The 25,401-nt window shown below is 60.4% G+C and carries 29 protein-coding genes; 12 read left to right on the forward strand and 17 right to left on the reverse strand.

The features are described from left to right. Positions 1 to 62: 62 nt before the first annotated feature. Positions 63 to 1,151: a malate/lactate/ureidoglycolate dehydrogenase gene (locus tag EDY99_RS07170; RefSeq protein ID WP_033644256.1), complete on the forward strand. Its 1,089-nt coding sequence runs from the start codon at positions 63 to 65 to the stop codon at positions 1,149 to 1,151. A 41-nt stretch (positions 1,152 to 1,192) separates the two neighbouring features. Here EDY99_RS07170 and EDY99_RS07175 read toward each other — a convergent pair whose 3' ends face one another. The 3 genes from EDY99_RS07175 to phoP form a co-directional block, all read right to left on the reverse strand. Then, a complete protein-coding gene (locus EDY99_RS07175) occupies positions 1,193 to 2,314 on the reverse strand; it encodes a cupin domain-containing protein (RefSeq protein ID WP_004941161.1) in 1,122 nt (373 codons plus the stop codon). 84 nt (positions 2,315 to 2,398) lie between these two features. Beyond that, on the reverse strand, positions 2,399 to 3,856 hold the full coding sequence (phoQ, locus tag EDY99_RS07180) for a two-component system sensor histidine kinase PhoQ (RefSeq protein WP_033644257.1): 1,458 nt from the start codon (positions 3,854 to 3,856) through the stop codon (positions 2,399 to 2,401). A gap of 5 nt (positions 3,857 to 3,861) precedes the next feature. Further along, the gene (gene phoP, locus EDY99_RS07185) at positions 3,862 to 4,533 is read right to left on the reverse strand and encodes a two-component system response regulator PhoP (protein ID WP_004941169.1); all 672 of its coding nucleotides are present in this window, start codon (positions 4,531 to 4,533) and stop codon (positions 3,862 to 3,864) included. Positions 4,534 to 4,911: 378 nt separating this feature from the next. Between phoP and EDY99_RS07190 the strand changes: the two genes are divergently transcribed. Further along, a complete protein-coding gene (locus tag EDY99_RS07190) occupies positions 4,912 to 5,931 on the forward strand; it encodes an ADP-ribosylglycohydrolase family protein (protein WP_060659640.1) in 1,020 nt (339 codons plus the stop codon). Positions 5,932 to 5,935: 4 nt separating this feature from the next. On the opposite strand, the gene EDY99_RS07195 is transcribed toward EDY99_RS07190, so the two are convergent. After that, positions 5,936 to 6,700, reverse strand: a complete 765-nt coding sequence (locus EDY99_RS07195; RefSeq protein WP_060659639.1) for a GntR family transcriptional regulator — start codon at positions 6,698 to 6,700, stop codon at positions 5,936 to 5,938. A gap of 138 nt (positions 6,701 to 6,838) precedes the next feature. On the opposite strand from EDY99_RS07195, the gene EDY99_RS07200 reads away from it, so the two are divergent. From EDY99_RS07200 to EDY99_RS07210, 3 genes are all read left to right on the forward strand, one after another. Next, positions 6,839 to 8,353 (forward strand): PLP-dependent aminotransferase family protein, encoded by a 1,515-nt coding sequence (locus tag EDY99_RS07200; RefSeq protein ID WP_123061625.1) that lies wholly within the window; start codon positions 6,839 to 6,841, stop codon positions 8,351 to 8,353. A 115-nt stretch (positions 8,354 to 8,468) separates the two neighbouring features. Then, positions 8,469 to 8,921, forward strand: coding sequence for a GNAT family N-acetyltransferase (locus EDY99_RS07205; protein WP_123061626.1), 453 nt, complete (start codon positions 8,469 to 8,471; stop codon positions 8,919 to 8,921). Between the two features lie 15 nt (positions 8,922 to 8,936). Then, the gene (locus EDY99_RS07210; RefSeq protein ID WP_046899339.1) at positions 8,937 to 9,641 is read left to right on the forward strand and encodes a GNAT family N-acetyltransferase; all 705 of its coding nucleotides are present in this window, start codon (positions 8,937 to 8,939) and stop codon (positions 9,639 to 9,641) included. 51 nt (positions 9,642 to 9,692) lie between these two features. On the opposite strand, the gene purB is transcribed toward EDY99_RS07210, so the two are convergent. Both purB and hflD read right to left on the reverse strand, forming a co-directional pair. Further along, entirely contained in the window at positions 9,693 to 11,063 is a 1,371-nt protein-coding gene (gene purB / locus EDY99_RS07215; RefSeq protein WP_033652066.1) for an adenylosuccinate lyase, read from the reverse strand. A 22-nt stretch (positions 11,064 to 11,085) separates the two neighbouring features. Next, positions 11,086 to 11,712 carry a high frequency lysogenization protein HflD gene (gene hflD / locus EDY99_RS07220; RefSeq protein ID WP_033642780.1) on the reverse strand — a complete coding sequence of 209 codons (627 nt, stop codon included), beginning with the start codon at positions 11,710 to 11,712 and terminating at the stop codon, positions 11,086 to 11,088. Between the two features lie 331 nt (positions 11,713 to 12,043). Here hflD and kup point away from each other — a divergent pair, with 331 nt between their 5' ends. Then, positions 12,044 to 13,912, forward strand: coding sequence for a low affinity potassium transporter Kup (kup, locus tag EDY99_RS07225; RefSeq protein ID WP_123061627.1), 1,869 nt, complete (start codon positions 12,044 to 12,046; stop codon positions 13,910 to 13,912). A gap of 50 nt (positions 13,913 to 13,962) precedes the next feature. Here kup and mnmA read toward each other — a convergent pair whose 3' ends face one another. From mnmA to rluE, 4 genes are all read right to left on the reverse strand, one after another. Further along, positions 13,963 to 15,063, reverse strand: coding sequence for a tRNA 2-thiouridine(34) synthase MnmA (mnmA, locus tag EDY99_RS07230; protein WP_016928066.1), 1,101 nt, complete (start codon positions 15,061 to 15,063; stop codon positions 13,963 to 13,965). Positions 15,064 to 15,169: 106 nt separating this feature from the next. Further along, positions 15,170 to 15,616, reverse strand: a complete 447-nt coding sequence (locus tag EDY99_RS07235; RefSeq protein WP_004941205.1) for an NUDIX hydrolase — start codon at positions 15,614 to 15,616, stop codon at positions 15,170 to 15,172. Positions 15,617 to 15,625: 9 nt separating this feature from the next. Then, entirely contained in the window at positions 15,626 to 15,964 is a 339-nt protein-coding gene (locus EDY99_RS07240) for a lysozyme inhibitor LprI family protein (RefSeq protein ID WP_046686907.1), read from the reverse strand. A gap of 22 nt (positions 15,965 to 15,986) precedes the next feature. Then, positions 15,987 to 16,613, reverse strand: a complete 627-nt coding sequence (rluE, locus tag EDY99_RS07245; protein ID WP_046686908.1) for a 23S rRNA pseudouridine(2457) synthase RluE — start codon at positions 16,611 to 16,613, stop codon at positions 15,987 to 15,989. Between the two features lie 131 nt (positions 16,614 to 16,744). Between rluE and icd the strand changes: the two genes are divergently transcribed. Continuing rightward, positions 16,745 to 17,998 (forward strand): NADP-dependent isocitrate dehydrogenase, encoded by a 1,254-nt coding sequence (icd, locus tag EDY99_RS07250; RefSeq protein ID WP_046686909.1) that lies wholly within the window; start codon positions 16,745 to 16,747, stop codon positions 17,996 to 17,998. Positions 17,999 to 18,084: 86 nt separating this feature from the next. On the opposite strand, the gene uspF is transcribed toward icd, so the two are convergent. The 3 genes from uspF to EDY99_RS07265 form a co-directional block, all read right to left on the reverse strand. After that, complete coding sequence (uspF, locus tag EDY99_RS07255; RefSeq protein WP_123061628.1) at positions 18,085 to 18,540, reverse strand: universal stress protein UspF; 456 nt, start codon at positions 18,538 to 18,540, stop codon at positions 18,085 to 18,087. Between the two features lie 217 nt (positions 18,541 to 18,757). Continuing rightward, positions 18,758 to 18,985: a YgdI/YgdR family lipoprotein gene (locus EDY99_RS07260; protein ID WP_019454813.1), complete on the reverse strand. Its 228-nt coding sequence runs from the start codon at positions 18,983 to 18,985 to the stop codon at positions 18,758 to 18,760. Between the two features lie 12 nt (positions 18,986 to 18,997). Then, positions 18,998 to 19,231: a YgdI/YgdR family lipoprotein gene (locus EDY99_RS07265; RefSeq protein WP_033642785.1), complete on the reverse strand. Its 234-nt coding sequence runs from the start codon at positions 19,229 to 19,231 to the stop codon at positions 18,998 to 19,000. A gap of 362 nt (positions 19,232 to 19,593) precedes the next feature. Here EDY99_RS07265 and tolA point away from each other — a divergent pair, with 362 nt between their 5' ends. Then, positions 19,594 to 20,031: a cell envelope integrity protein TolA gene (gene tolA / locus EDY99_RS07270; protein ID WP_103101233.1), complete on the forward strand. Its 438-nt coding sequence runs from the start codon at positions 19,594 to 19,596 to the stop codon at positions 20,029 to 20,031. A 161-nt stretch (positions 20,032 to 20,192) separates the two neighbouring features. Here the strand turns inward: tolA and EDY99_RS07275 are convergent, their stop codons facing one another. Further along, complete coding sequence (locus EDY99_RS07275) at positions 20,193 to 20,483, reverse strand: hypothetical protein (RefSeq protein ID WP_033642787.1); 291 nt, start codon at positions 20,481 to 20,483, stop codon at positions 20,193 to 20,195. A 146-nt stretch (positions 20,484 to 20,629) separates the two neighbouring features. Between EDY99_RS07275 and EDY99_RS07280 the strand changes: the two genes are divergently transcribed. Next, the gene (locus EDY99_RS07280) at positions 20,630 to 21,049 is read left to right on the forward strand and encodes a GNAT family N-acetyltransferase (RefSeq protein WP_123061629.1); all 420 of its coding nucleotides are present in this window, start codon (positions 20,630 to 20,632) and stop codon (positions 21,047 to 21,049) included. Here EDY99_RS07280 and EDY99_RS07285 read toward each other — a convergent pair. Together EDY99_RS07285 and EDY99_RS07290 are read right to left on the reverse strand one after the other, a co-directional pair. Then, positions 21,046 to 21,258 carry a hypothetical protein gene (locus tag EDY99_RS07285; protein WP_033652077.1) on the reverse strand — a complete coding sequence of 71 codons (213 nt, stop codon included), beginning with the start codon at positions 21,256 to 21,258 and terminating at the stop codon, positions 21,046 to 21,048. The genes EDY99_RS07280 and EDY99_RS07285 overlap by 4 nt on opposite strands. 92 nt (positions 21,259 to 21,350) lie before the next feature. Then, positions 21,351 to 22,466, reverse strand: a complete 1,116-nt coding sequence (locus tag EDY99_RS07290; RefSeq protein ID WP_123061630.1) for an AI-2E family transporter — start codon at positions 22,464 to 22,466, stop codon at positions 21,351 to 21,353. A gap of 295 nt (positions 22,467 to 22,761) precedes the next feature. Here EDY99_RS07290 and EDY99_RS24555 point away from each other — a divergent pair, with 295 nt between their 5' ends. Beyond that, positions 22,762 to 22,899: a hypothetical protein gene (locus tag EDY99_RS24555; protein WP_016928056.1), complete on the forward strand. Its 138-nt coding sequence runs from the start codon at positions 22,762 to 22,764 to the stop codon at positions 22,897 to 22,899. A gap of 72 nt (positions 22,900 to 22,971) precedes the next feature. On the opposite strand, the gene EDY99_RS07295 is transcribed toward EDY99_RS24555, so the two are convergent. After that, positions 22,972 to 24,183: a CynX/NimT family MFS transporter gene (locus EDY99_RS07295; protein WP_123061631.1), complete on the reverse strand. Its 1,212-nt coding sequence runs from the start codon at positions 24,181 to 24,183 to the stop codon at positions 22,972 to 22,974. A gap of 231 nt (positions 24,184 to 24,414) precedes the next feature. Between EDY99_RS07295 and EDY99_RS07300 the strand changes: the two genes are divergently transcribed. Both EDY99_RS07300 and EDY99_RS07305 read left to right on the forward strand, forming a co-directional pair. After that, complete coding sequence (locus EDY99_RS07300) at positions 24,415 to 24,873, forward strand: hypothetical protein (RefSeq protein WP_046686918.1); 459 nt, start codon at positions 24,415 to 24,417, stop codon at positions 24,871 to 24,873. A gap of 99 nt (positions 24,874 to 24,972) precedes the next feature. After that, positions 24,973 to 25,389 carry a DUF2000 domain-containing protein gene (locus EDY99_RS07305; protein WP_033642793.1) on the forward strand — a complete coding sequence of 139 codons (417 nt, stop codon included), beginning with the start codon at positions 24,973 to 24,975 and terminating at the stop codon, positions 25,387 to 25,389. Positions 25,390 to 25,401: the final 12 nt, after the last annotated feature.

Raw genomic sequence — 25,401 nt, forward strand, 5'->3', positions numbered from 1 at the left:
TTGCCGCAACAAGGCGTTGCTCATAGTGTGGAAGTCCATTCCCCACGCATAAGGACCGCATGATGAGCACCGAATTCCGCATCGCCGGCTCGCATTTGACGCAGTTCGTTCAGGCGATTTGGCGCCAGGCCGGCAGCACGGCGCGCGAAGCCGAGCTGGTGGCCGATCACCTGGTGCAGGCTAATCTGGCCGGGCACGATTCGCACGGCGTCGGCATGATCCCCAGTTACATGGCATCGTTGGCGCAAGGGCAATTGCAGCTTAATCAACATGCCGAGGTGGTGCGCGACGCCGGCGCGGTGCTGACGCTCGACGGTGCGCGCGGCTTCGGCCAGGTGGTGGCCAGCGAAGCGATGGCGCTGGGCATTGAGCGCGCCGGCAAACTGGGCCTGGCGGCGGTGGCGCTGCACAACGCGCACCATATCGGCCGCATCGGCCATTGGGCGGAACAGTGCGCCCGCGCCGGTTTTATCTCGATTCACTTCGTCAACGTGGTAGGTGATCCGATGGTGGCGCCGTTCGGCGGCAGCGATCGCCGCTTCGGCACCAACCCGTTCTGCGCCATTTTCCCGCGGCCGGGCCGCACGCCGCTGCTGTTGGATTTCGCCACCAGCGGCATCGCCTTCGGCAAGACTCGGGTGGCCTATAACAAAGGCTTGTCGGTGGCGCCGGGCTATCTGATCGACGAACACGGGCAACCCACCACCGAACCGAAGGTGATGCACGAAGCGCCGTTCGGGTCACTGTTGCCGTTCGGCTTGCACAAAGGCTATGCGCTGGCGGCGATGTGCGAGATCCTCGGCGGCGCGCTCTCCGGTGGCCGCACCACCCACGACGCCACGCTGAAAGCCGACAGCGACGCCATCTTCAACTGCATGACGACCCTGATCCTCGATCCTCAGGCCTTCGACGCCCCGCAAATGCAGGCCGAGGCCGAAGCGTTTATCGGCTGGGTGAAGGCGTCGCCGCCGAGCGGCGAACAACCGATCGCGGTGCCGGGAGAATGGGAAGAGGCCAACCGCGCGGCGCGGCTGGAGCAGGGCATACCGATAGACGCCAATACCTGGCGGCAGATTTGCACGGCGGCGGAGCAGGCGGGCATGGCGAATGAAGCGCTGGCCGGTTTTCGCGCGCAGGCGCGGCAGGCATAAAAAAAGCCACCCGATAGGGTGGCTTGTTCGCGTACTCGCAATCAGTCGTTAAAGTACCAATAGCCGCTGTTGACCAGCGCGGTCAGCAGCGCCAGGAATGACGGATCGTCCACCGCGTCGCCGAGCAGGGCAGCGTCGACGCTGAAGTGCTGGCACAGGGCGTCTGCGGCCTGCAGCTGGTCGGTGTCGATCAGTTCGCCGTTGACGAAGCAGCGATCGCCGACGCGCAGCACGCGCAACCCGCCCAGGCGCTGCAGCGCTTCACCCTGTTGCAGCAGTTCGTAGATTTCCCCGGCCTGATACGGCGGCTCCGGCGGCGCCAGATCCAGCTCGTGGCGCGATTGGGAGATAAACTCGCCGAACCAGTGCTGGAAGTGTTCCGGCTGTTGCACCAGATCCAGCATCATCTGCCGTAAGGCGTCCACTTCCTGCGGCAGGATCTCCGCCGGGTGTTCGCGCAGTTTAACGTCCGGATCGCCGTAGCGTTTGCTGCCCAGCTCGCGCGCCAGCACGTAATCGGCGAAGCCGCTCACCAGCTCGCGGCCGTTCGGCGCGCGGAAGCCCACCGAGTAGTTGAGCGCGTTTTCCAGCGCGTAGCCTTCGTGCGGGAAGCCCGGCGGAATGTAGAGAATGTCGCCCGGCTCCATCTCTTCGTCGATGATGGCGTCGAACGGCTCTACCTGCAGCAGATCCGGATGCGGGCAGTGCTGTTTCAGCGGCGTTTTTTCCCCGACTCGCCAGCGGCGGCGGCCAGTGCCCTGAATGATGAACACGTCGTACTGATCGAGGTGCGGGCCGACGCCGCCGCCCGGCACCGAGAAGGAGATCATCAGGTCATCCATCCGCCAGTCCGGCAGTTGGCGGAACGGGCGCATCAGCGCTGCGGAAGGCTCATGCCAGTGGTCCACCGCCTGCACCAGCAGCGACCAGTTGTTTTCGCTCAGGTGATCGAAGCTCTCGAAGGGGCCGTGCGCGACCTGCCAACGGCCGTCCTGGTGGCTGACCAGGCGGCTGTCCACTTCGTTTTCCATCGCCAGCCCGGCCAGCTCATCCGGGGAGATCGGATCGATAAAGTTTTTGAAGCCGCGCTTCAGAATCACCGGACGTTTTTGCCAATAACGTTGCAAAAAATCGTTCCAGTCCAGGTCTAATTGATAATCCATGTTCTATTCCAGGATAGAGGAGTGAGCCTGAGTGCGATTATAACGGAAGTTTGGCCCCGTGGATCGGGGCCGCAGAGGCATAATTTACTCGTTGTGGTGGGTATCGTGCTGGCGGGCGAAGGTGACCTGCATGCGCGCGCCGCCGAGCGGGCTGTCGCTGATGACGATTTCGCCGTCGTATTGCTCGATGATCTCCGCCGCCACCGACAGGCCAAGGCCCTGACCGGGACGCAGGGTATCCACCCGCTGGCCGCGCTGGAAGATCAGCTGGCGCTTGCTTTCCGGGATGCCCGGGCCGTCGTCGTCGATGACGAGGATGAGGTTTTTATCGGAGTGCAGCGAGGTGATTTCCACGAACTCGAGGCAGTATTTGCAGGCGTTTTCCAACACGTTGCCCATCACTTCCATAAAGTCGTTCTTCTCGCCCATAAAGGTCACTTCCGGCGAGATGTCCAGCGTGATCACCACCCCTTTGCGCTGATAAACCTTGTTCAGCGCCACCACCAGGCTGTCGAGCAGCGCCGGCACCGAGTGGATCTCGCGCGTCAGCACCGTCTGGCCGGAGTTGATGCTGGCCCGATGCAGGTAGTAACCGATCTGCTGAGAGATGCGCCCGATCTGATCCAGCATGATCGGCTCGGCTTCTTCGATAGTGGTCTGCTTGCCGCTGCGCAGCGAGCGCAGGGTGCTTTGCAGCACCGCCAGCGGCGTTTTCAGGCTGTGGGTCAGATCCGACAGGGTGGTGCGGTATTTGGTGTAGCGCTGGCGTTCGTTGCGCACCAGAATGTTCAAATTGCGCACCAGGCCGCGCAGTTCGCTGGGCGGGTTCTCATCCAACTGATCGCGTTCGCCGTTCTCCAGCTCGCCCACCTGATTGACCAGCGCCTTGATCGGCCGCAGGCTCCAGTAGGCCGCCAGCCACAGCAGCGGCACCACCAGCAGCAGGTTGGCCAGCAGCACGTAGCTGAACCACTCCCACACTACGTCTGAGCGCTGCAGCTCCTGCGGAATGCTGTCGACCACCACGATGGTCAACGCCGGCAGCCGCGCCGTGGCGGCATAGGTATTGACCGCCACCGAGTGCGTCAGCGCGTTCTGATCGGTATCGTCATAATTCTTCAGCTGATCCTGCGCTTTGGGGTTGTCCCCCAGCACTTCGCTACTGATGCGGGTATCGGTGTCAATTTCGTAGAAGCCGGACTCCTCCAGCCATTCCTTGTTGATCAGCTTCTCCAGCTCCGGCACCTTGCGCTGGCTCCACAGCAGGTTGCCTTTATCGTCGTAGATAAACACCAGCGTGGGAAAATTGAGATCGATATCGGGAGGAATGGCGATGGTGAGCTTGTTGTCTTTCCACTGCGCCAGGCTGAAGAACAGGTTGCTTTCGCCGCGCAGCAGGCGGAAGGCGGTCTTGTCGAAGCTGACGATGTAGCCGACGACCGCCACCAAACCGTAAGAGAGCGACAGCGCCAGGATCACCCCGGCGGTCGCCATCAGGAAGCGGGCGCGCAGCGAAAACGGTTTTTTATTCTTGTTGAACATCATGTTCACTTCGCGTCAAAACGATAGCCCTGGCCACGTACCGTGGTGATCACTTCATGCGGGTATTCCGCCTGCACCTTCTTGCGCAAGCGGCCCATCAGCACGTCGATGGTGTGGCTTTCGCGCAGTTCGGCGTCCGGGTAAAGCTGCAGCATCAACGAATCCTTGCTCACCACCTTGCCGGCGTTGCGGATCAGGGTCTCGATGATGGTGTATTCAAAGGCGGTCAACTTGATCTGTTGATCGTTGACGCTCAGTTCGCGGCGCGACAGATCGATCTGGAACGGCGGCAGCACGATCACCTGCGATGCCAGGCCGCTGTTGCGGCGCATCAAAGCCTGCATGCGGGCGATCACTTCTTCCAGGTGGAACGGCTTGGTGACATAGTCGTCGGCGCCGGCTTCCAGCACCGCCACTTTGTCCTGCCAGCTTTCGCGGGCGGTCAGCACCAGGATCGGCAGCTTGGTCTGGTGCGCGCGCCAACGGCGGATCAGGCTCAGGCCGTCTTCGCCCGGCAGGCCGAGATCGACGATGGCGATATCCGGCGCATGCTCCTGCAGGAAATAATCGGCTTCCTTGGCGTCTTCAGCCGCATCGACCTGATGGCCCATCTCGCGCATCTGAACGGAAAGGTGGTGGCGCAGCAAACCATTATCTTCAACAACCAGTACTCGCATGGCGAACTCCTGTGACTGTGCGGGTGAATGTCCTGTCACCCACGCGATAAAAGGGAACACGCTCTGCGGCGTGTCAGGGGATAACGCGGCCACCTGAACCATTTTGGCAAAAAATGCTGAGGTTATGGTAGGTATAACCCGCCCGGCCCGCAAGAGAGCCGAAGCAATGTATTAAAATAAGCGTTATCAATTTGTTCGCCGACATTATCGACAAGCTCTGATAAACGTCGGATAAACAGCGGCGGGGCAACGTTAAACGCAACTTAAACGCGTCGGGCATTGCCGCGAAAGGAAAGTGTGAACCGGAGCGCTTGATAAGCTTTAAAGGTACTAATAAGGTATTATTGAGGTATCGGCATATTTTCTCAGGAGCGATGGATGAAGCAATTAACCCAGGCAGAACGCATAGCGGGCGTATTTTACGGACAGATGCTGGGCGACGCGCTCGGCATGCCTTCCGAGCTGTGGCCGCGCGAGCGGGTTAAGCGCCACTTCGGCTGGATAGACGGCTTCCTCGATGGGCCGGCGGAGAACTCAGCCGCCTGTTACTTCAAGGCCGGGCAATATACCGACGATACCTCGATGGCGTTGGCGCTGGCCGATGCGCTGCTGGAAGCGGAAGGCGAGGTGGTGCCAGAACTGATCGCCCGCAACGTGATCCGCTGGGTGGACAGTTTTGACGCCTTCAACAAGAACATTCTCGGCCCCAGTTCCAAACTGGCGTTGAGCGAGCAGAAAGCGGGCACGCCGATCGCCGCGTTGGAAAACAACGGCATCACCAACGGCGCGGCGATGCGCATTTCGCCTTTGGGTTGCGTGCTGCCGTCTGCGCCGCTGGAGGGGTTCTGTCAGCAGGTGTGGCTGGCCTCCAGCCCGACGCACAAATCCGACATCGCCGTCGCCGGTGCCGTGGCGATCGCCTGGGCGGTTTCGCGTGCGGTGGAGGGGGCGGACTGGGCCTCGATTCGTCTGGCGTTGCCGGGCGTGGCGGAGTATGCCCAGCGCCGTCAGGTGACGACGTTCAGCCCTTCGCTGGCGGCGCGCATCGAGTTGGCGTTTCAGGTGGTGGATGAGGCGGCCGATCCCGAACAGGCATCCGAGCGGATATATCAACTGATTGGCGCCGGGGTGAGCACCATCGAGTCGGTGCCGGCGGCGCTGGCGATGGTGCAGCTGGCGCAAACCGATCCTACCCGTTGCGCCGTGCTGTGCGCCAACCTGGGGGGCGATACCGACACCATCGGCGCGATGGCCACCGCTGTCTGCGGCGCGCTGCACGGCGCCGAAGCGATGGATCCTGCGCTGCTGGCGCAGTTGCAGCGGGTGAATCCACTGGACGTCGAGGCGTATGCCCAGGCGTTCGTGCGTTTTCGCCGCCGTCGGCAGGGCGAGGCGTAACGGATCAGCTTTCGCTGGTAAATTCGTACATGTCGCTGCGGCAGAAGCTTTCGCTGTATTCGATAGGTTTCTTGCGGTGGTCGAACAGCGTCTGGCGCACGATCAGCAGCGGCATCGGTTCTGATAATTGCAGCGCCCGGCGGATGTCGTCATCGGCCATGGCCGCGCTGACCTGGCTGCGCAGCGATCCCATCTCCACGTTATTTCGGCGGAAGTAGTCATAGAGCGAGATGCCAATCTCGTCGACGTTGGCAATCGCCGCCGCCACCACGTAGGACACCGCCACCGACATCGGCTGCCGATCGAGAAAGTGGATACGTTTGAGTTGATAGATCGGCGTTCCGATCGCCAGCTGGAGCTTTTCCGCCAGTTCGGCGCTGGCCGGTACCCGTTCACGGCTGAGCCATTGCGTGTCCGGCCGGCGCCCTTGTTGCATCACCTCGCGCGAGAACCCTTTGACGTCCGCTAATGAATAGCGCAGCTTCGGCGCGGGCCGTTGCGCCTGGATAAAGGTGCCGTAGCCGCGCGAACGGCCGATGATGCCGTCTTGCTCAAGGCAGGCCAGCGCTTTGCGCACCGTGATGCGCGAGATGCCGAGTTGTTCGGTGAACAGGCGCTCGCTGGGCAAAAAATCCCCCGCATTCAACACTCCTTGATCGATAGCCTGGCGCACCGAGGCGTTGAAGCGCAAATACAGCGGCATCGCGCCCGCGCTGGCCAGATCCTGCTGCAGTTTGTCCAGCAGACGCTGGTTGGTCTCCTTGCTCATAGCCGACGGAAGTCCTGTAGCCGCAATGCGATGGCTTATTTAAGGGGATTTCGCCGGGCAGCGCAACTGCCGCCGCCAAGGGGAGAAATGGAGTAGAGTAGTGTGCAATCGCCCTAAGTTCGGAGAAACAGACTGCCCATGAGTGTTCACCCATCCTACGCGGACGATGCAGCTATCCTGACCGCCTTCGCGCAGCAGCGCCGGCAAGGTCTGACCCGGCGTTCGGCGCTGCACCAGGCCCTGTTGCAACTGATCGCCGCCGGAGAACTGCCCTGGCGGACGAAGCTGCCGCCGAGCCGTGCGTTGGCGGCCCGGCTGACGGTGGCGCGCGACACGGTGGAACAGACCTACGCGCGGCTGGAGGCTGAGGGATTCATCAGTCGAACGGTGGGGCGCGGCAGCTTTGTGCGTTATCGCAGTGACACGCTGCTCGGCCGTGAACTACTGACGGCGGCGACGGGGCAAGAGGCGCGGCTGGCGGAGCGCGAGCTGAGCGATCGCGGCCGGGCGCTGCTGGCGGTCAGCCATACGCCGCACACCAGCCGTCAGGCGTCGCTGACGCCTTCGCTGGCGGACCTGCGGGCGTTCCCCATCGAGCAATGGCTGCAGCAGGAAAAGCAGGCGCTGCGGCGGCACGGCGAACGATTGTTGGGGTATGCCGATCCGCAAGGGCTGCCGGAGCTGCGCGCGGAGATCGCGCATTATCTACAGCGGGAGCGGGGCGTCAAGGCGACGGCGGAACATGTGATCGTGGTGACCAGCTCTCAGCAGGCGCTGGCGCTGTGTACGCAGGTGCTGTTCGATCCCGGCGATGCGGTCTTCGTCGAAGAGCCGGGCTACCAGGGGGCAAAAAAGCTGGTGCAGTCGGCGGGGCTGCAGGCGCGGCCGATCGGCATCGACGAGCAAGGGCTGGACGTCGGGCAACTGATGCAGGCTTCGGGCAGCGGACGGGGCGTTTACATCACGCCGTCTCATCACTACCCGCTGGGATATTCGCTGAGCCTCGAGCGGCGGCTGGCGCTGTTGCAGTGGGCCCAGCGTCGGCGGGCCTGGATCATCGAAGACGATTACGACGCCGAGTTCAACTACGACCGGCAAACCAAGGCGGCGTTGCAGGGGCTGGACAGCAGCGGGCGCACGCTGTACATCGGCACCTTCAGCAAGACGCTGTTTCCGGGGTTGCGCATCGGTTTCATGATCGCGCCGCCGCAGCTGGTGCGGCCATTGGTCGCCGCCCGGCAGTTTCAGGACGGCTACACGTCGGCGCTGGCGCAGATGACGCTGTTCCACTTCCTGCACGAGGGCGGATACGCCGAGCATCTGCGCAATATGCGCACGCTGTACAAGGCGCGGCTGGACGTGCTGTACGACGCGGTGCATCGTCACCTTGCGGCCTGGACGCGCCCGGCGTTGCCGCAGGGCGGGCTGCAGCTGGTGTGCCCGTTGGCGGATGCGGCAACGGAACGGCGGCTGGTGGCGGCCGCCGCCGAAAGGGGGATACGGCTGTACGGCCTGACGGATTTCTACACCGGCGCGCCGCAGCGTGGGGCGCTGGTGCTCGGTTTCTCGGCCTATGCGCCGGACGAGATCGTGCGCTTTATCGCCACGCTGGCGCAGGTGTTCAACGCGCTGCCGGCGGAGAGCGACGGCTAAAATTGGTCTGCTCGGCGTTTTTAATTGGTCCGTATTGCGCCGTCGCCGCGCGGTGTATCCTGCCGTCATTCGGTTATTTCCCTAATGGAAATAATATCTTACTCCGTGAGGCGCTATGAACCCATCAAACCCTAAAGTGACTATCCGCAGAATCAATGGCGACGACAGAGCGCAATGGCTGGCGTTGTGGCAGGGCTATCTCGACTTCTACCGCGCCGACGTGGCGCCGCAGGTGACCGATCGCACCTTCGAACGGTTGGGGCAGGATGAACAGGTGTACGGGCTGGTGGCGGAGGATGCCGACGGCCGGCTGCTGGGGCTGATGAACCTGGTATTCCATCCGTCCACCTGGAGCGCGGTGGGCTATTGTTATATCGAAGATCTTTATGTGTCGCCGCAGGCGCGCGGCCATAAAGTGTCGGAAAAACTGTTCGAACAGGCGTATCGGCTGGCGGAGGCGCGCGGCAGCGATCGGGTCTATTGGATGACTCAGGAGTACAACGCGCCGGCGCGTTCGCTGTACGACAAAATCGGCAGAAGAAGCTCGTTTATCGTTTATACCCGTTAACCGCAGGAGGCGCGTATGGCAATGAATCGTTATGGTCAGCCGATTGGCGAACCGATGCCGGATTGGCAGCCGGCTCGCCGCCCGGGCGGCGCAACGCTCGGCGGGCGTTTCTGTTCACTGGCGCCGCTCGAGCCGCAGCGGGATTACGCCGCGCTGTACGATGCTTTCCAGCTGGCGCCGGACGGCCGCGACTGGACCTATCTGTCTATCGAACGGCCCGATACGCCGGCGGCGATGCTGCAGCATCTCGAGACGCTGCAGGCCAACCCGGGGCTGGTCAATCTGACGGTGTTCGACGCCGCCAGTGACGCGCCGGTGGGGACGGTGGCGCTGATGCGCATCGACGAGGCCAACGGCGTGCTGGAGATCGGCCACGTCAGCTGGTCGCCGTTGATGAAACAGCGCTCCAGCGCCACCGAAGCCATCGCGCTGCTGCTGCGCTACGCCTTTGATACGCTGGGCTACCGCCGCTGCGAATGGAAGTGCGACAGCCACAACGCGCCGTCGCGCCAGGCCGCGCTGCGCTTTGGTTTCCGTTACGAGGGCAACTTCCGCTTTGCGGTGATCGTCAAGGGGCGCAGCCGGGATACCGACTGGTTCGCCATCACCGCTGACCGTTGGCCGACGGTGCGGCAGGCGCTGGCGCGTTGGCTGAGTGCCGAGAACTTCGATGCGCAGGGGCGGCAGATAGCCCGGCTGCAGGTGTTGCGCGGCGAATAATAAGCAACAAGGCGGCCCGCGGGCCGCCTTGTCGTTGTGGGTCTAACGCGCTTACTTCAGCTCGTCGACCAGGGTGGTGGCGCGGCCGATGTAGTTGGCCGGGGTCATCGCCTTCAGACGGGTTTTCTCTTCTTCCGGCAGCGCCAGACCGTCGATGAACGCCTGCATGCCGGCAGCATCCACGCGCTTGCCGCGGGTCAGCTCTTTCAGCTTCTCGTAAGGCTTCTCGATGCCGTAACGGCGCATCACGGTCTGGATCGGTTCGGCCAGCACTTCCCAGTTGTGATCCAGTTCGTCCAGCAGGTGCGCCTGGTTCACTTCCAGCTTGCTGATGCCCTTCAGGGTGGCCTGATAGGCGATCAGCGCATAGCCTAGGCCCACGCCCAGGTTACGCAGCACGGTGGAGTCGGTCAGGTCGCGCTGCCAGCGGGACACCGGCAGTTTGCCCGCCAGGTGGCCCAGCACGGCGTTGGCCAGGCCCAGGTTGCCTTCGGAGTTTTCGAAGTCGATCGGGTTGACCTTGTGCGGCATGGTGGAGGAGCCGATTTCCCCGGCGATGGTCTTCTGCTTGAAGTGGTTCAGGGCGATGTAGCCCCAGATGTCGCGGTCGAAGTCGATCAGAATGGTGTTGAAACGCGCTACGCAGTCGAACAGCTCGGCGATGTAGTCGTGTGGTTCGATCTGGGTGGTGTACGGGTTCCAGGTGATGCCGAGCGAGGTCACGAACGCTTCGCTGAACTGATGCCAGTCCACTTCCGGGTAGGCGACGATGTGGGCGTTGTAGTTGCCGACCGCGCCGTTGATTTTACCCATGATCTCCACGCGCTCCAGCTGGCGGTACTGGCGCTCCATGCGGTAAGCCACGTTGGCGAACTCTTTGCCGACGGTCGACGGCGTAGCCGGCTGGCCGTGGGTGCGCGACAGCAGCGGGATATCGCGGTATTCCAGCGCCAGCCCTTTCAGCGCATCGATGATTTTACGCCAGTAAGGCAGCACCACGTCCTGACGAGCGCTTTGCAGCATCAGCGCGTGCGACAGGTTGTTAATGTCTTCGGAGGTGCAGGCGAAGTGGATGAACTCGGACACCGCGTGCAGCGCAGGCACCGCCGCCACTTTTTCCTTCAGGAAATACTCGACCGCTTTCACGTCGTGGTTGGTGGTGCGCTCGATGGTTTTGATGCGCTGAGCGTCTTCTTCGTTGAATTCAGCGACGATTTTGTCGAGGAAAGCGTTTGCGTCGGCGTCAAAAGCGGGAACTTCCTTGATTTCTGCGCAGGCGGCCAGTTTTTGCAGCCAACGTACTTCAACCTGTACGCGGAATTTCAGCAGACCGTATTCGCTGAAAATGGGGCGCAGTGCGCTGACTTTATCACCGTAGCGTCCATCAACGGGGGAAACGGCGGTCAGTGAGGATAATTCCATCGGTAGCAACTCCTGGGATCGATTAACAATGAGCAACGATATTTTGCGCCTGCTTGAACAGACGATTACGGGAAAACATTAACTGCAGGCGGCTGCCGCCGACCTGTTGCCACAGCACGGCGGCGCGAATGCCGGCCAGCAGCGTGGCGCGAACTTTGGCCTGCACCTGCGGGTTCTGCAAGATCGCCGGTGAGCCGGTCACCTGGATGCGCGGCCCGAGCGGGCTGACCACGTCGACATAAATGCCGGCCAGCGCGCTGATGATGGTGTCCGACTCAAGATCGAAGTGCGCCAGCTGGCGCTCGAGTTGGCCGAGGCGTTCGCCGAGCGTGTTCATCGCCTGTTTGTTGGCGTTGAGCTTGCGCTCCAGCACCATCAGGCTGATGGTGTAGCGGGTCAGTTCCGCGCCCGGCCCTTTGTTGTTGGCGTTAAGCACGCCCATCAGGGTTTCGAGGCCGACCATCAAATTGCGCTCCTCGCCGCCGAACACCGCCAGCGTAGAGGGTGGGTCCATCTGCAGCAGGCTTTTCAGCGAGGTGTGAAACGCTTCGCGGTCGCATTGCCCTTCATGGGCCAATTGCTGAACCAAACGCGCCGACTGGCTGATACCCGCCATGGCCAGCGTGATGTCATAATAATTCTTCGCCACGATGACTCCTGTAAACGCGGTGAACGGTACATGGCTTACTGTATAAGGTTGTGCGTATCGCCAGGGTAACGGCGGCGGCCGCGAACGGTAACGATCGGGCGTGGCTGTAACAACGATGACAACGAATGCCGCGGATCATGCCATAAAATTGAGGGTAAACCCAGCGTCTAATACGCCTGTGGCGAGGCGGATGCGCCGTGCGGCGCAGAACTGCGCAAATAGACGGCGAAAATCGCCGGTGGCGCGGCACGAACTTATTGTTGCGGCGGCAAATAAAGTGCGGCGGCTGCATCTATACTGCCAACGTGACCCCTCAAATAAAGACCTTTATATGCACGTAAAAAACAAGCAGCCGCTGCCGGCGGTGACGCTGGCGGCCATCGGCGTGGTGTACGGCGATATCGGCACCAGCCCGCTGTATACCCTGCGCGAATGCCTGACGGCGGAAGAAGGGATCACCCTGACGCCGACGTCGATCTACGGCTTTCTGTCATTGATTTTCTGGCTGTTGACGCTGGTGGTGTCGATCAAATACGTCTGCTTCGTGATGCGCGCCGACAACGACGGTGAAGGGGGAATTCTGACGCTGATGTCGCTGGCGATCCGCAAGCTGGATGCGCGCTGGGTGCCGGCGGCGGTGCTGGTCGGGCTGGTGGGCGGCAGCTTCTTTTATGGCGATGGGGTGATTACCCCGGCCATTTCGGTGCTCTCGGCTATCGAAGGCCTGCAGATTATTGCCCCCGAGCTGGACAGCTTTATCGTGCCGCTGTCGCTGCTGGTGTTGACCGCGCTGTTCGCGATCCAGAAACACGGCACCGGCAGCGTCGGCAAACTGTTCGCCCCGGCGATGGTCATCTGGTTCCTGACGCTGGCGCTGCTCGGCATCGGCGGCATTTTGCATCACCCCTGCGTGCTGCGGGCGCTGAACCCTTACTGGGCGGTGAATTTCTTCCTCGAGTACAAGGCAGTGTCGTTCTTCGCGCTGGGCATGGTGGTGCTGTCGGTCACCGGCGCCGAAGCGCTGTACGCCGACATGGGCCACTTCGGCAAAAAACCGATCCGCCTGGCGTGGTTTACGCTGGTGGCGCCGGCGCTGGTGCTGAACTACTTCGGCCAGGGGGCGCTGCTGTTGGCCAACCCGGCGGCGATCAATAACCCGTTCTTCCTGCTGGCGCCCACCTGGGCGCTGATCCCGCTGCTGGTGATCGCCACGTTGGCGACGGTGATCGCCTCGCAGGCGGTGATCTCCGGCGTCTTCTCCCTGACGCGCCAGGCGGTGCGGCTGGGCTACCTGCCGCCGATGCGCATCATCTATACCTCCGATCAGGAGTCCGGGCAGATCTACATTCCGGTGGTGAACTGGCTGTTGTTCGCGGCGGTGTTGATCGTGATTATCAGTTTTAAACACTCCAGCAACCTGGCCTCGGCTTACGGCATCGTGGTGACCGGCACCATGCTGCTGTCGTCGATTTTGCTGAGCATCGTGGCGGTGAAAAACTGGGGCTGGCCGCGCTATCTGGGTGGGCTGATGCTGCTTGCCATGCTGTGCATCGACGTGCCGCTGTTCGGCGCCAACCTGATCAAACTGGCGACCGGCGGCTGGCTGCCGGTGGCGCTGGGGTTGATCATTCTGCTGATCATGCTGACCTGGAAGACCGAGCGCTCGCGCCTGATCCGCCGGCTGCGCGACAACCAGGAAGGGCTGACCGCGCTGATCGAGTCGCTGGAGAAGGCGCCGCCGAAGCGGGTGCCGGGCACCGCGGTGTTTATGGAGCGCACGCCGCATGCGGTGCCGCTGGTGCTGCTGCATAACCTGAAGCACAACAAGGTGTTGCATGAGCGCGTGGTGCTGCTGACTATCGTGACTACCGACATGCCGTATGTGCACAACGTGCAGCGGGTGGCGATCGAACAGCTGTCGACGAGCTTTTGGCGGGTGGTGGCGAGCTACGGCTGGCGCGAAACGCCCAACGTGACGGATATCCTTTATCGCTGCGGCCTGGAGGGGATGAGTTTCACCATGAACGAGACCTCGTTCTTCATGTCGCGCGATACGCTGGTATTGGGCAAGCGCCCCTGGTATCTGCGCGTACGCGGCAAGGTGTTCCAGCTGTTGCAGCGCAACGCGCTGCGGGCGCCGGATCTGTTCGAAATCCCGCCAAACCGGGTGATCGAACTGGGGGCGCAGGTGGAATTCTGAATAAAAAAACGCTGCGGTAAACGCAGCGTTTTTCTTGGGCGGCAGGCGAACTACGCCAGGCGCTGTTCGATGATGCCGCCGCCGAGGCAGATTTCGCCCTGGTAGAACACCGCCGACTGGCCGGGGGTGACGGCAGAGACCGGCTCGTCGAAACGCACTTCGATGCGTTCGTCGTCGAGCGGGGTCACGGTGCAAGGGATGTCCTGCTGGCGATAGCGGGTCTTCACCGTACAGCGGAACGGGCCGGTCAGCGGCAGGCGATCAACCCAGTGCAGCTGCTGCGCGATAAGGCCGACTGACATCAGGCGCGGGTGATCGTGCCCTTGCGCGACCACCAGCACGTTATTGGCCACGTCTTTATCCACCACGTACCACGGATCTTCGCTGCTGTCTTTCAGGCCGCCGATGCCTAACCCTTTGCGCTGGCCCAGGGTGTGATACATCAGGCCCTGGTGTTCACCGACGGTCTGGCCGTCGACGCTGACGATCGGGCCCGGCTGCGCCGGCAGGTAGCGGCCGAGGAAGTCGCGGAATTTGCGCTCGCCGATAAAGCAGATGCCGGTGGAGTCTTTCTTCTTGGCGGTGACCAGCTCCAGTTGCTCGGCGATGCGGCGCACCTCCGGCTTCTCCAGTTCCCCAACCGGGAACAGGCTTTGCGCCACCTGCTCGTGGCTCAGGGTATAGAGGAAGTAGCTCTGATCTTTGTTGCCGTCGACGCCGCGCAGCAGGCGGCTTTTGCCGTCCACGTCCTGGCGGCGCACGTAATGGCCGGTGGCGATGAAATCGGCCCCCAGGTCTTCGGCGGCGAACTCCAGGAAGGCTTTGAATTTGATTTCTTTATTGCACAGGATGTCCGGGTTCGGCGTGCGGCCGGCCTTGTATTCTTCCAGGAACAGCTCAAACACGTTGTCCCAGTATTCCGCCGCAAAGTTCACCGTGTGCAGTTCGATGCCCAGCTTGTCGCAGACCGCTTGCGCGTCGGCCAGATCGGTCGCGGCGGAGCAGTACTCTTCGTCGTCGTCTTCTTCCCAGTTTTTCATGAACAGCCCAGCGACCTGATAGCCCTGTTGCTGTAACAGATAGGCGGTAACGGAAGAGTCGACGCCGCCGGACATACCGACGATTACTTTTTTCTGGCTGTTGTCTGACATGGGGATCTCACGAACTTGAACACGAACCGTGCTGATAAAAACAAGCGCAGGATTTTACCACGTTGCCCGCGCCGGCGCACTGTTCATCTTGTGCTGCCCGGCGCCCTCAATGCGGCCAGGCGAAGCTGCCGACCAGCGACAGCGGGTAGCGCTCCGGCTGCTGGTAGCTGCGAATGCTCTCGGCCACCAGCGCGGAACGCAGGTTGGGCGCCTGCAAAATCTCGTCGGCGCTCAACCACAGGCAGCGATCAATATCGCTGTCGTGCGGCTCGGTCGGCAGCGGCTGTTCCAGCTCGATGACGAAGCAAAAACGCAGGAACGGCGTGCGATCCGGCGCAATCCATTGGTGCAGACGTAAAAACGCCTGCGGGGTGGCGCGGATGCCGGTCTCTTCCCACAGCTCGCGCTCGGCGGCCTGCACCAGCGTCTCGTCGGCCTCCAGGTGGCCGGCCGGCTGATTCCACAGCGCTTTGCCGTTGATGGTCTCTTCGACAATTAAAAATTTGCCGGCGGCGTGCACCACGCAGGCCACGGTGACGTGCGGTTTGAACATGCGGTCTCCTTACAGCGGTTTGTCGATGCGCCGATAGATATCGTCCAGCTCGGCGATGCGGGTGCGGTAGCTTTTGAGCAGACAGGCGGTGTCGCCGCCGCACTGCTGGCGTTTTGCCAGCCAGGCCTGCTGGCTGTCCTGCATCGCGCCGCGCGCGCCCATGGCGAACAGGCCGCGCAGCAATTGGTATTGGGTGGCCATTTGCACATCCAAATCGTTCAGCGTGCGGTTGGCGCAGATGGCTTGCTCATCGCGGCTTGCCGCCTTGGCGCAGTCGAAGCTGGCGGCCTGGGCGGCAAACGGGGCCGCCAGAGCGGCGAGCAGCAGCGCGATCGGCGTGGATTTCATGGCGCCTCCATCAGTTATCGGTCTACAGAGAATCGATGCTTTTCCATTCACCAGGCTGCAGTGAGCCCAGCGAAAGATTACCCATACTGTAGCGAATCAGGCGCAGGGTAGGGAACCCGATATGCGCCGTCATGCGACGCACCTGGCGGTTTCGCCCTTCGAACAGGGTGATTTTCAGCCAACTGGTGGGGATGGATTTACGCTCGCGGATCGGCGGGTTGCGCGGCCACAGCCACTGCGGCTCGGCTACCAGCTCCACCCCGGCGGGCAGCGTGGGGCCGTCTTTCAGCGTAACGCCGCAGCGCAATGGCGCCAGATCGCTTTCCTGCGGCGCGCCCTCGACCTGCACATAATAGATTTTGCCGGTGCGCTTGCCCGGCTGGGTGAGCTGCGCCTGCAGCTGGCCGTCGTTGGTCAGCACCAGCAGCCCTTCGCTGTCGCGATCCAGGCGCCCGGCGGCGTAAACGTCGGGGAAGGGGATGTACTCTTTCAGCGTGGCGCGGCCGGCTTCGTCGGTGAACTGCGGCAACACGTCGAAGGGCTTGTTGAATAACACAATTCGACGTGGCCCCTTCGGCGCGGCGGGTTTGGCGGCATTCGGCTTGCTGAATCGTTTAACGTTGTGATTTCTAACAGAGAATTTTTTCATAACAGTTGAGATTACGGATGATAAGCGCATTATAACCGAATCCGTTTCGGATTGGCGCGGACCGAATATTCAAGTAGTATCTACACGCATCTTACAAAGCATTAACAAAATTGCGCTTGAAGGAGAGGTTGATGGAAAGCAAAGTAGTTGTTCCGGCAGAAGGTAAAAAAATCACGGTTGACGCCCAGGGTAAACTGGTTGTTCCTCATAACCCGATCATCCCGTTCATCGAAGGCGACGGCATCGGCGTTGACGTGACTCCTGCCATGATCCACGTGGTTGATGCGGCCGTTAAAAAGGCTTACCACGGCGAACGTAAAATCTCCTGGATGGAAATCTACACCGGCGAAAAATCTACCCACGTTTACGGTAAAGACGTGTGGCTGCCGGACGAAACTCTGGACCTGATCCGCGACTACCGCGTCGCCATCAAAGGCCCCCTGACCACCCCGGTCGGCGGCGGCATCCGTTCTCTGAACGTGGCCCTGCGCCAGCAGCTGGACCTGTACGTGTGCCTGCGCCCGGTGCGTTACTACCAGGGCACTCCAAGCCCGGTGAAACAGCCTGAGCTGACCGACATGGTGATCTTCCGCGAAAACGCCGAAGACATCTACGCCGGCATCGAGTGGAAAGCCGGCTCCGCCGAAGCGGACAAAGTGATCAAATTCCTGCGCGACGAAATGGGCGTGAAGAAAATCCGCTTCCCAGAGCAGTGCGGTATCGGCGTGAAGCCATGCTCCGAGGAAGGGACCAAGCGTCTGGTGCGTGCGGCGATCGAATACGCCATCACCAACGACCGTGACTCCGTGACCCTGGTTCACAAAGGCAACATCATGAAGTTCACCGAAGGTGCCTTCAAGGATTGGGGCTATGAGCTGGCGCGCGAAGAGTTCGGCGGCGAGCTGATCGACGGCGGCCCATGGCTGAAGATCAAGAACCCGAACACCGGCAAAGAGATCGTGGTTAAAGACGTGATCGCCGACGCCTTCCTGCAGCAAATCCTGCTGCGCCCGGCGGAATACGACGTGATTGCCTGTATGAACCTGAACGGCGACTACATCTCCGACGCCCTGGCGGCCCAGGTAGGCGGTATCGGCATTGCGCCGGGCGCCAACATCGGCTCCGACTGCGCGCTGTTCGAAGCGACTCACGGCACCGCGCCGAAGTACGCCGGCCAGGACAAGGTGAACCCAGGCTCCATCATCCTGTCCGCAGAGATGATGCTGCGTCACATGGGGTGGTTCGAAGCGGCTGACCTGATCGTTAAAGGCATGGAAGGCGCCATCGCCGCCAAGACCGTGACCTATGACTTCGAGCGCCTGATGGACGGCGCTAAGCTGCTGAAATGTTCAGAGTTTGGCGACGCTATCGTTAAACACATGTAAGCGTGTTTGGCGCTTGAATGAGAGCGGGAGCCTTAGGGCTCCCGTTTTTTATTGTTCAAAGATGAGTGAGGTATTATCGAACAGGCTCACTGAGCGGCGTTAGCCGATTCACGTACGACCAGCACCGGGCAATTGGCGTGGCGGACGACGGCGGTGGCATTGGAGCCAAGGAGATAAGTGATCGCAGAAGGGCGGTTGGAACCCATCACGATAATCTCCGCGTTAAGCGCATCGGCGAGTTCCAGGATCTGATCTTTAGGATCGCCGACGGCGACATGCGTGGTCACTCTATCTTCAGGCACGCTGAATTGTTTTGCCGCTTTTGCCAGCCCCTCGCTCGCTAGCGCAATGGTTTCATCTTTGGTTTCTATCGCCGCTGTGGCGGCAAAGCCGAAAGCGGCGTAGGTGGCGCGTGACGGGATCACCGCCAGGAAATGGACGTGGGAGTCTTCGAGCCTGGCGAGCGCGTTGACATGCGGGATGACCTGCTGTGTTAATTCCGGCTCGGTAATATCCACGGGAACCAAGATAGTTTTATACATACTCCCTCCTTATCATTATCAAATAACTCCACTTTCTGGATTATAGCTGCTTGATGCAGGGAAAGGAGAGATCCCTATGGCAAACCTGAGAATGTTGGTGCTGAAATGTCAGGTGGTTATCGACGTTCTCGTTAAACGCGGCAAGGCACGCTTGGTGTTTGAATAGAAAGGGAGCCATCGGCTCCCTTGGTTTTAGCTGGCTGAGATGATCGGAACCTTAATGCGGGATTTCCGACACCTCTTTGACTTCCGTCTTGTTGATTTGCTGTTTGACGCCATTGGCGTCGGTATACCCGATCAACCCGGCAGAAGTCTCTTTCGGTTTGCCGTCACTGATGATCGTTCGGCCATCGTGGGTATGAATAGCGTAGCTGGTGCGTGTGCAGCCTGACAGTGCGGCGATGGCAACCAGGGCGATCGCGGGAAGAACAAGCGCTTTTTTCATTTGTAGCTCCTTTTAGTTATTCAACTCACTCATGTTTGCAATCTGGTCTCGATTGATCTGTTCCGTTTTGCCCGTTTCAGCATTTCGATAGGAGACCAATCCGGTATCTTTATCGATCTGGGGCTTGCCGTCGGTAACAATGGTTTTACCGTCCGTCGTTTTGATCGCCTGATTGGAAGCGCAGCCCACCAGGGACATCAATGCTGTTGCCGCCAGCAGCGCGGCAAAGGGGCGTTTGCTTTTCATACCTACCATCCTGGTTACTTAAACAAATTTAATATCAGGAAAGTAAGTATAGGCAGATTTTCCAGATTGCCAGGGTTGAAAGCGCTTCTAATGGGATAAAAAATTAAGAATAACTTAATTTATTGATGGAGTGATTACTCGTTCGGATAACAAGGTTATCGATAGGTCAGGGTTTTCAGCTGTACGCCCCGCCTGGGGAGCTATGGCTTCATGTCATCATCGGCCCACGATTCTCCGCATGCCGATGCTTGATACTCGCAATGTCTCTGGCGGTTTGGCGTTAATTCTGTATAAGTATGCGCCGGGGATCTTGTCGAATACCACGTTGATTTTGGCTGATAGTCATCCATAAGGACAGGGATATGAAAATCACGCATTCAGGCTTTAAAACCGGCGCCGCCACATTATTGGCGGGAATGTTCGCACTGGCGTTAACCGGGTGTGCCAAGAGTACTGCCCTCAGCCAAACCGATCCGGCAAATAAAGAGGTTGACGATCTTTTCGCCAACCTTGGCAACCCAAAGGCGCCGGGAAAAGAGGAATTACATTACCTGTCTCAGGTGCAAGCGGAGATCCAACGCCATTTTAAAGACGCCGAAACCTACTCAGGCAGAAGTTGTACATTAAGCATCAAGCTGGCGCCGGATGGCCTGCTGATCAGCATTCGGGCTGTTCAAGGGGATCCGGAACTTTGCCAGGCCGCGATAAAAGCAATCGTCAATGCACGTTTGCCTAAACCGCCAACGGCCGCGGCTTACGAAGCGGTCAAAAGCAGCGTATTGGAATTTCGTCCGCAGTGAAAATGCAGGGCGGAAACTGCGATGTCAGACAATTAAACCAAAGTCACAGGCCGTATTTTCATGCGGCCTGTGAGTATTGGGTTGTGCAATATTTCGTATAGCGCTTCCTCATGCTAAAGCCCGTTTTTTCGGCATTATTTCACGGCATGTGGCGCCACTCTCTACCGATACATCATCGCGCTTACGCGCTCGCTTCGGTCTTTAAAACCGTTGCTGCGCATCGTTACCACATAGTAGCGATAGTGGTGTTTCTGTGCGTATTCGCGCACCAGATCTTCGGCGAACAGGCCGCTGAAGGTGACGGTGGTGACGAACGTCAGCCCTTTCACTTCGTAGGTGCCGATCTCTTGCGGGGTGCCGATATACGGCGGCGGGAACACGGTTTTGTGGAACTGGCAGCCGGCCAGCAGCAGGGTAAACAGCAGGGCGGCGGAGATTTGCGGTATTCTCATCGGGAAATGCTTTCCTTCCTTGGCGTGTGTTTTGGTAACTCTATAATAGGATTACAAAATTCGACCGGGATGTAAAAACTATCCCGCCGCGGTTGCCGTTTCGTTGATGCGGTATCGCCGTTATCCATCAGCATGAGGATTAAAACATGTTTGTTCGCCAGGCCACCGACAGCGATGCCTCAGCCCTGATCGCCCTCGACAGCGTCGCCGAATACGAGCCGCAGCGCGCGGCGCAGATCCGCGCCTGGTGCGGGCAGGGCGTCTGTTATCTTGCCGAGGAGCAGGGCATGGCGATGGGATACGGTGTGCTGCACTATCACTTCTTCGGCTGCGGCTTTGTGGAGATGCTGATGGTCGGCGAGCGCTATCGCCGCCGGGGCGTCGGGCAGGCGCTGATTGCGGCGCTTAAGTTGCACTGCCGGCACCCGAAGCTGTTCACCTCCACCAATCATTCCAACCTGCCGATGCAGCGGCTGCTATTGAACGCCGGGTTTGTCGCCAGCGGCCAAATTGACAATCTCGATGACGGCGATCCGGAGCAGGTCTTTTTCATCCCGCTGCGCTAATACAGCCGGACATCCACCGCCTGCTGTTGCAGCCAGGTGCTGACGTAGCCATAAGCGGCATAGAAGGCCAGCAGCGCGAAGATCAGCACGGAAAGCGAGGCCAAAAATTTGACGTCGCCCTGCTTCGAAAGCTGGTAAGCGCAAGAGATAAAGGCCAGCAGGCACAGCAGGGTGAAGGCGATGGCCAGCGTGGCGTAGAGAATAAGCATAACGAAACCCGTTCTTCCTTGTTAGCGCGGCAAGGATACCACAGACAAAAAAGGGGCCCAAACGGGCCCCGGTGCGATACGGCGCGAGAGGTTTACTCCGCCACGTCGGGATGATTCTTGCCTTCTTCGATGAATTCTTCGTCGATCTCTTCGATGTTTTCCTTGCTGTCGCGGCCGGACAGGATGTTCCAGCAGGCGATGAACAGCGCGGCGATCAATGGCCCGATGACGAAGCCGTTAATGCCGTAAATCTCCATGCCACCCAGGGTGGAGATCAGGATCAGGTAGTCCGGCATTTTGGTGTCTTTGCCTACCAGCAGCGGGCGCAGAATGTTGTCCACCAGGCCGATTACGACCACGAAGAACACCACCAGGAAGATGCCTTTCCACAGCATGCCGGTGGCGAAGAAGTAGATCACCGCCGGCACCCAGATGATGGCGGAGCCCACGGCGGGGATGATCGACAGGAACGCCATCAGCGCGCCCCACAGCAAGCTGCCGTCGATGCCGGTAAAGTAAAACGCCAGCCCGCCGAGCGCGCCTTGCACCACGGCGACCACCACCGTGCCCTTGACGGTGGCGCGGGAGACGGCGGCGAACTTCACGAACAGGTGGTGCTTCACGTGCTGTGAGAGCGGCAGCGCTTCGAGCGCCAGGTTCACCAGGTACGGGCCGTCTTTCAGCAGGAAGAATAGCAGGTAGAGCATCACGCCGAAGCCGACGACGAAGTTGAAGGTGCCTTTGCCGATCAGGAACACGCTGCCCGCCAGGTATTGCCCGCCCTTGAGCGCCACCTCGGAAAGTTGTTTTTGGATCTCGGCGGCGCTGTTGAGGTTATGTTCCGCCAGGAAGCGCTGCGCCCAGCCGGGCAGATGACGCATGAAGTCCGCCAGCATGGTCGGCAATTGGCTGTTGTTGGTCTGCAGCTTGGTGTAAATCATGTTGAATTCCATCGCCAGCGATGAGGCGATGATCGCTAACGGCGTGAACACGATCAGGCAGATCAGCGCCACCGTCAGCAGCGACACCACGCCGTTGCGTTCGCCGACGTACTGTTTCAACTTCTTTTTCACCGGATGGAAAATCACCGCCAGAATAACCGCCCACAGCACCGAGGAGTAATAAGGCCCCAGCACGTCGAGAAAGGCGGCGGTAACGATGAACAGGATCAGAATAAAGAATCCCTTGGAAATGCCTTTAGACATCATAGTCGTCCCTCAAAAGATGAATTTTCAGCATAGATGAACTGAATGAAAACAACACTATCATTACCTTTGCTTATCCGGTAGGGGATTTTTAACGGCGTATTCCATAGGGTTACTAAGGGGAAAGGAGGGCGCCGCGCGAGGCTCAGGCGGCGGCGCAAGGAAAGAAAGAACGCTAAATAGTTAACAAAATTTATTGATTGTGTTTCATTTTGTGTGTTGCGCTTGCCGCCTGCGCCAGACTTTCCTAGTGTTGATGAGGGCGGCCGTTCGCCCGATACCACGCAGGAGTATGCAAATGACAGAACACAAACGACTTGCCGTTATCGAAAAGGCATTGCTGATCGCTTTCGCCGGTCTGCTGATTTATCTTGTTGCGACCGGCGCCTTGTCATTGTCGGGCCTGGATCATCACTGGCCTTATCCTTCACGATAAGCACGCGCCCGCACCAGGGAATATTCAGCACCGCTAATAATAAATAGAACCTCCTTTCTCATTATTGCGCCATTACGCCGCATTGCGCGGCTCGCGGCGAAAAATCAGCGCCAAGCCCGCCCCTGACACCGCCGCCGCCAGCACCAGCCACGCCGGCGCCGCCCAACCGGCCGCGGCCACGATGGCGCTCAGCGCGACCGGGCCGATCACCTGGCCGAGGTAGTTCCCCTGCATCACCAACCCCAGACTCAGCGGCAGCAGCGTGGGCTCCGGCGTCGCCGCCGGCGTGGCGGCCAGAATGGTGGCGGGCAGCATGCCGGCGATGGCGCAGAACAGGAAGCACAGCGGGATCAGCAGGCCATTGGGCGTCATCGGCAGGAAAATGCCGATGCCGAAGATGCCGATGACCAGGCTGGTGGCCGCGAGCAGGCTACCGGCCCGCAGACCGCGCGACAGCAAGAACCCGGCGGCGAGGTTGCCGATGATGTTCGCCGCCACCGCCGCTGCGCTGATGCCGCCGGCGACCGCCAGCGACAGGCCGATGCGCTGCATCAGGAAGATCGGCAGGAAGGTCATCACCGAGAAAAACTGCAGGTTGTAAGTGGTGAACATCAGCGCCAGCAACAGCGGTTGCCGCGCCCGCAGCAGCACGCCCAGCGCTTGCCGCAGCTGCAACGGCGGAGCGTGCGCCTTGGCGGCGTTGCGGGACGTGGTCAGCGGCAACAGCAGGGCGGCCAGCAGCGTCAGCGCCGCACCGGCCTGCCAACTCTGTTGCCAGTCGGCGAGATGGGGGCCGAAAAACAGTGAAATGGCGATGCCCGCCGGCATGAAGGTGCTCCAGATGCCGAACACCAGGCTGCGCTGCGCCGGGGCGACGATGCGGTTCAGCACCGCCGGTGAGGCGACCACCACGATCACGAAGCCGAGGCCTTCGACAAAGCGGCTAACGATCAATCCGCTGAAGTCGTGCAGCGTGGCGCCGGTAAAGCTGGCGGCGCTGATGATCAGTAACCCCACCGCCAGCAGGCGCCGGTCGCCCCAGCGGCGCACCAGCAACCCGGCGGCGATGCCGCCGAATACCCCGACGAAAGGAAAGGCCGAGATGACCCAGCTCAGCGCCTCGAGCGAACGGCCGAATTCGGCCTGTAGCGCCGGCAGCGCGATGGTGGCCTTACCCACGTGCAGCGCCGCGGCGATGCCGGCGAACAGTACGTTGATGACGGCTAGCCAGGGCGTGGCGGTAGGGGAAACGCGGTCGATGGCGTCCGGTTTAATCGTGGTCATAACACTCTCCAGTGGCGGTAACGCCATCACTATGTGCCCTTGCAACGGCTGAGGTCGTTCAAATGCTGCGCTATCACGCGGGGAAATTATTCATTTCGAGCTTTATTGATTGCGCGCCTTCGTTGTTTGGTTCGCCAGCGTGCCGCCCGGCGTGGACGCGGGTCCCCCTGCGGCGGTTTACTGTTCCGGCACGCAGCAGGCGTGTTGAATTCATTTTATAAGGAGCAGTGTATGTCAGAGATGATGAACGAGAGTGGGGCGCCGGCCATTGAATGGAGCTATGGCGGCCGGGGTGACGATATCAGCAGCAGCCTGAGTCTCGACACGGTCGAGGAGCAGCCGCAGGGTTTCTTGATGACGGTTGACCGGCCGGTGCAGATCTTTAAAGACGCGCTGTCGCCGATGATGGCCTTTGTCACGCTGCTGCGCCCGCTATACGCCAGGACGAGCGAGGGATTCCAGTATGTGCCGGTTTCCAATCCCTGGACCGACGTGCAGCGCCTGCCGGCCAGCGCAGGCTATCTGGGTGTGCAGGTCAACGCCGGGCTGTTCTTCCACGGTGCCAAACCGACGCACTATAAAGATCGCGATGGCCAGATGAAACCGATCGACGGCGGCACTATCCTGCAGAACATCACCGTGCTGCATCAGGTGGCGCAACCGCTCGGCCCAGGTGAAGGCGCCGTCTGAGCCGGCAGCGTTATCATGGGGGCCGAACGCGGCCCCTTTTCACGCCTTGAAACCGTGTGCAGCTTGGGTAAAACTGGCTGCCTATTCAAGGAGAAGAGTATGTACAGCGACAACGAGAAAAAATTCTACATCATCCTCAACCGCAACCACGAACCGGCCACCCTGTTTAACGCCTCCTGCCATCTGACGGCGGGCATCACCGATCTTATCGAGCAGCGCGAGTTTCACCACTATCCGAGCAGCCTCGACGGCGTCAGCGCCAATATGAGCCACTACCCGATCGTGATCCTGCAGGCCAAGAACAGCAGCCAGCTTAGCAACCTGATTCTGAAGTGTAAGGAAGAGGGCGTGTTGGCCAACTTCTTCACTACCACCATGCTGTCGCACTCCGCCGAACAACAGATCGCCGACACCGCCAACACCCCTTACGAGCAGCTGGATTTCGTGGCGGTGGCGCTCTACGGCGACACCGAACAGCTTAAACCGCTTACCAAGAAGTTCTCCGTCTACCGCTGAAAACGCGGAATC

Source organism: Serratia sp. LS-1, from assembly GCF_003719595.1.
Classification (GTDB): Bacteria; Pseudomonadota; Gammaproteobacteria; order Enterobacterales; family Enterobacteriaceae; genus Serratia; species Serratia ureilytica.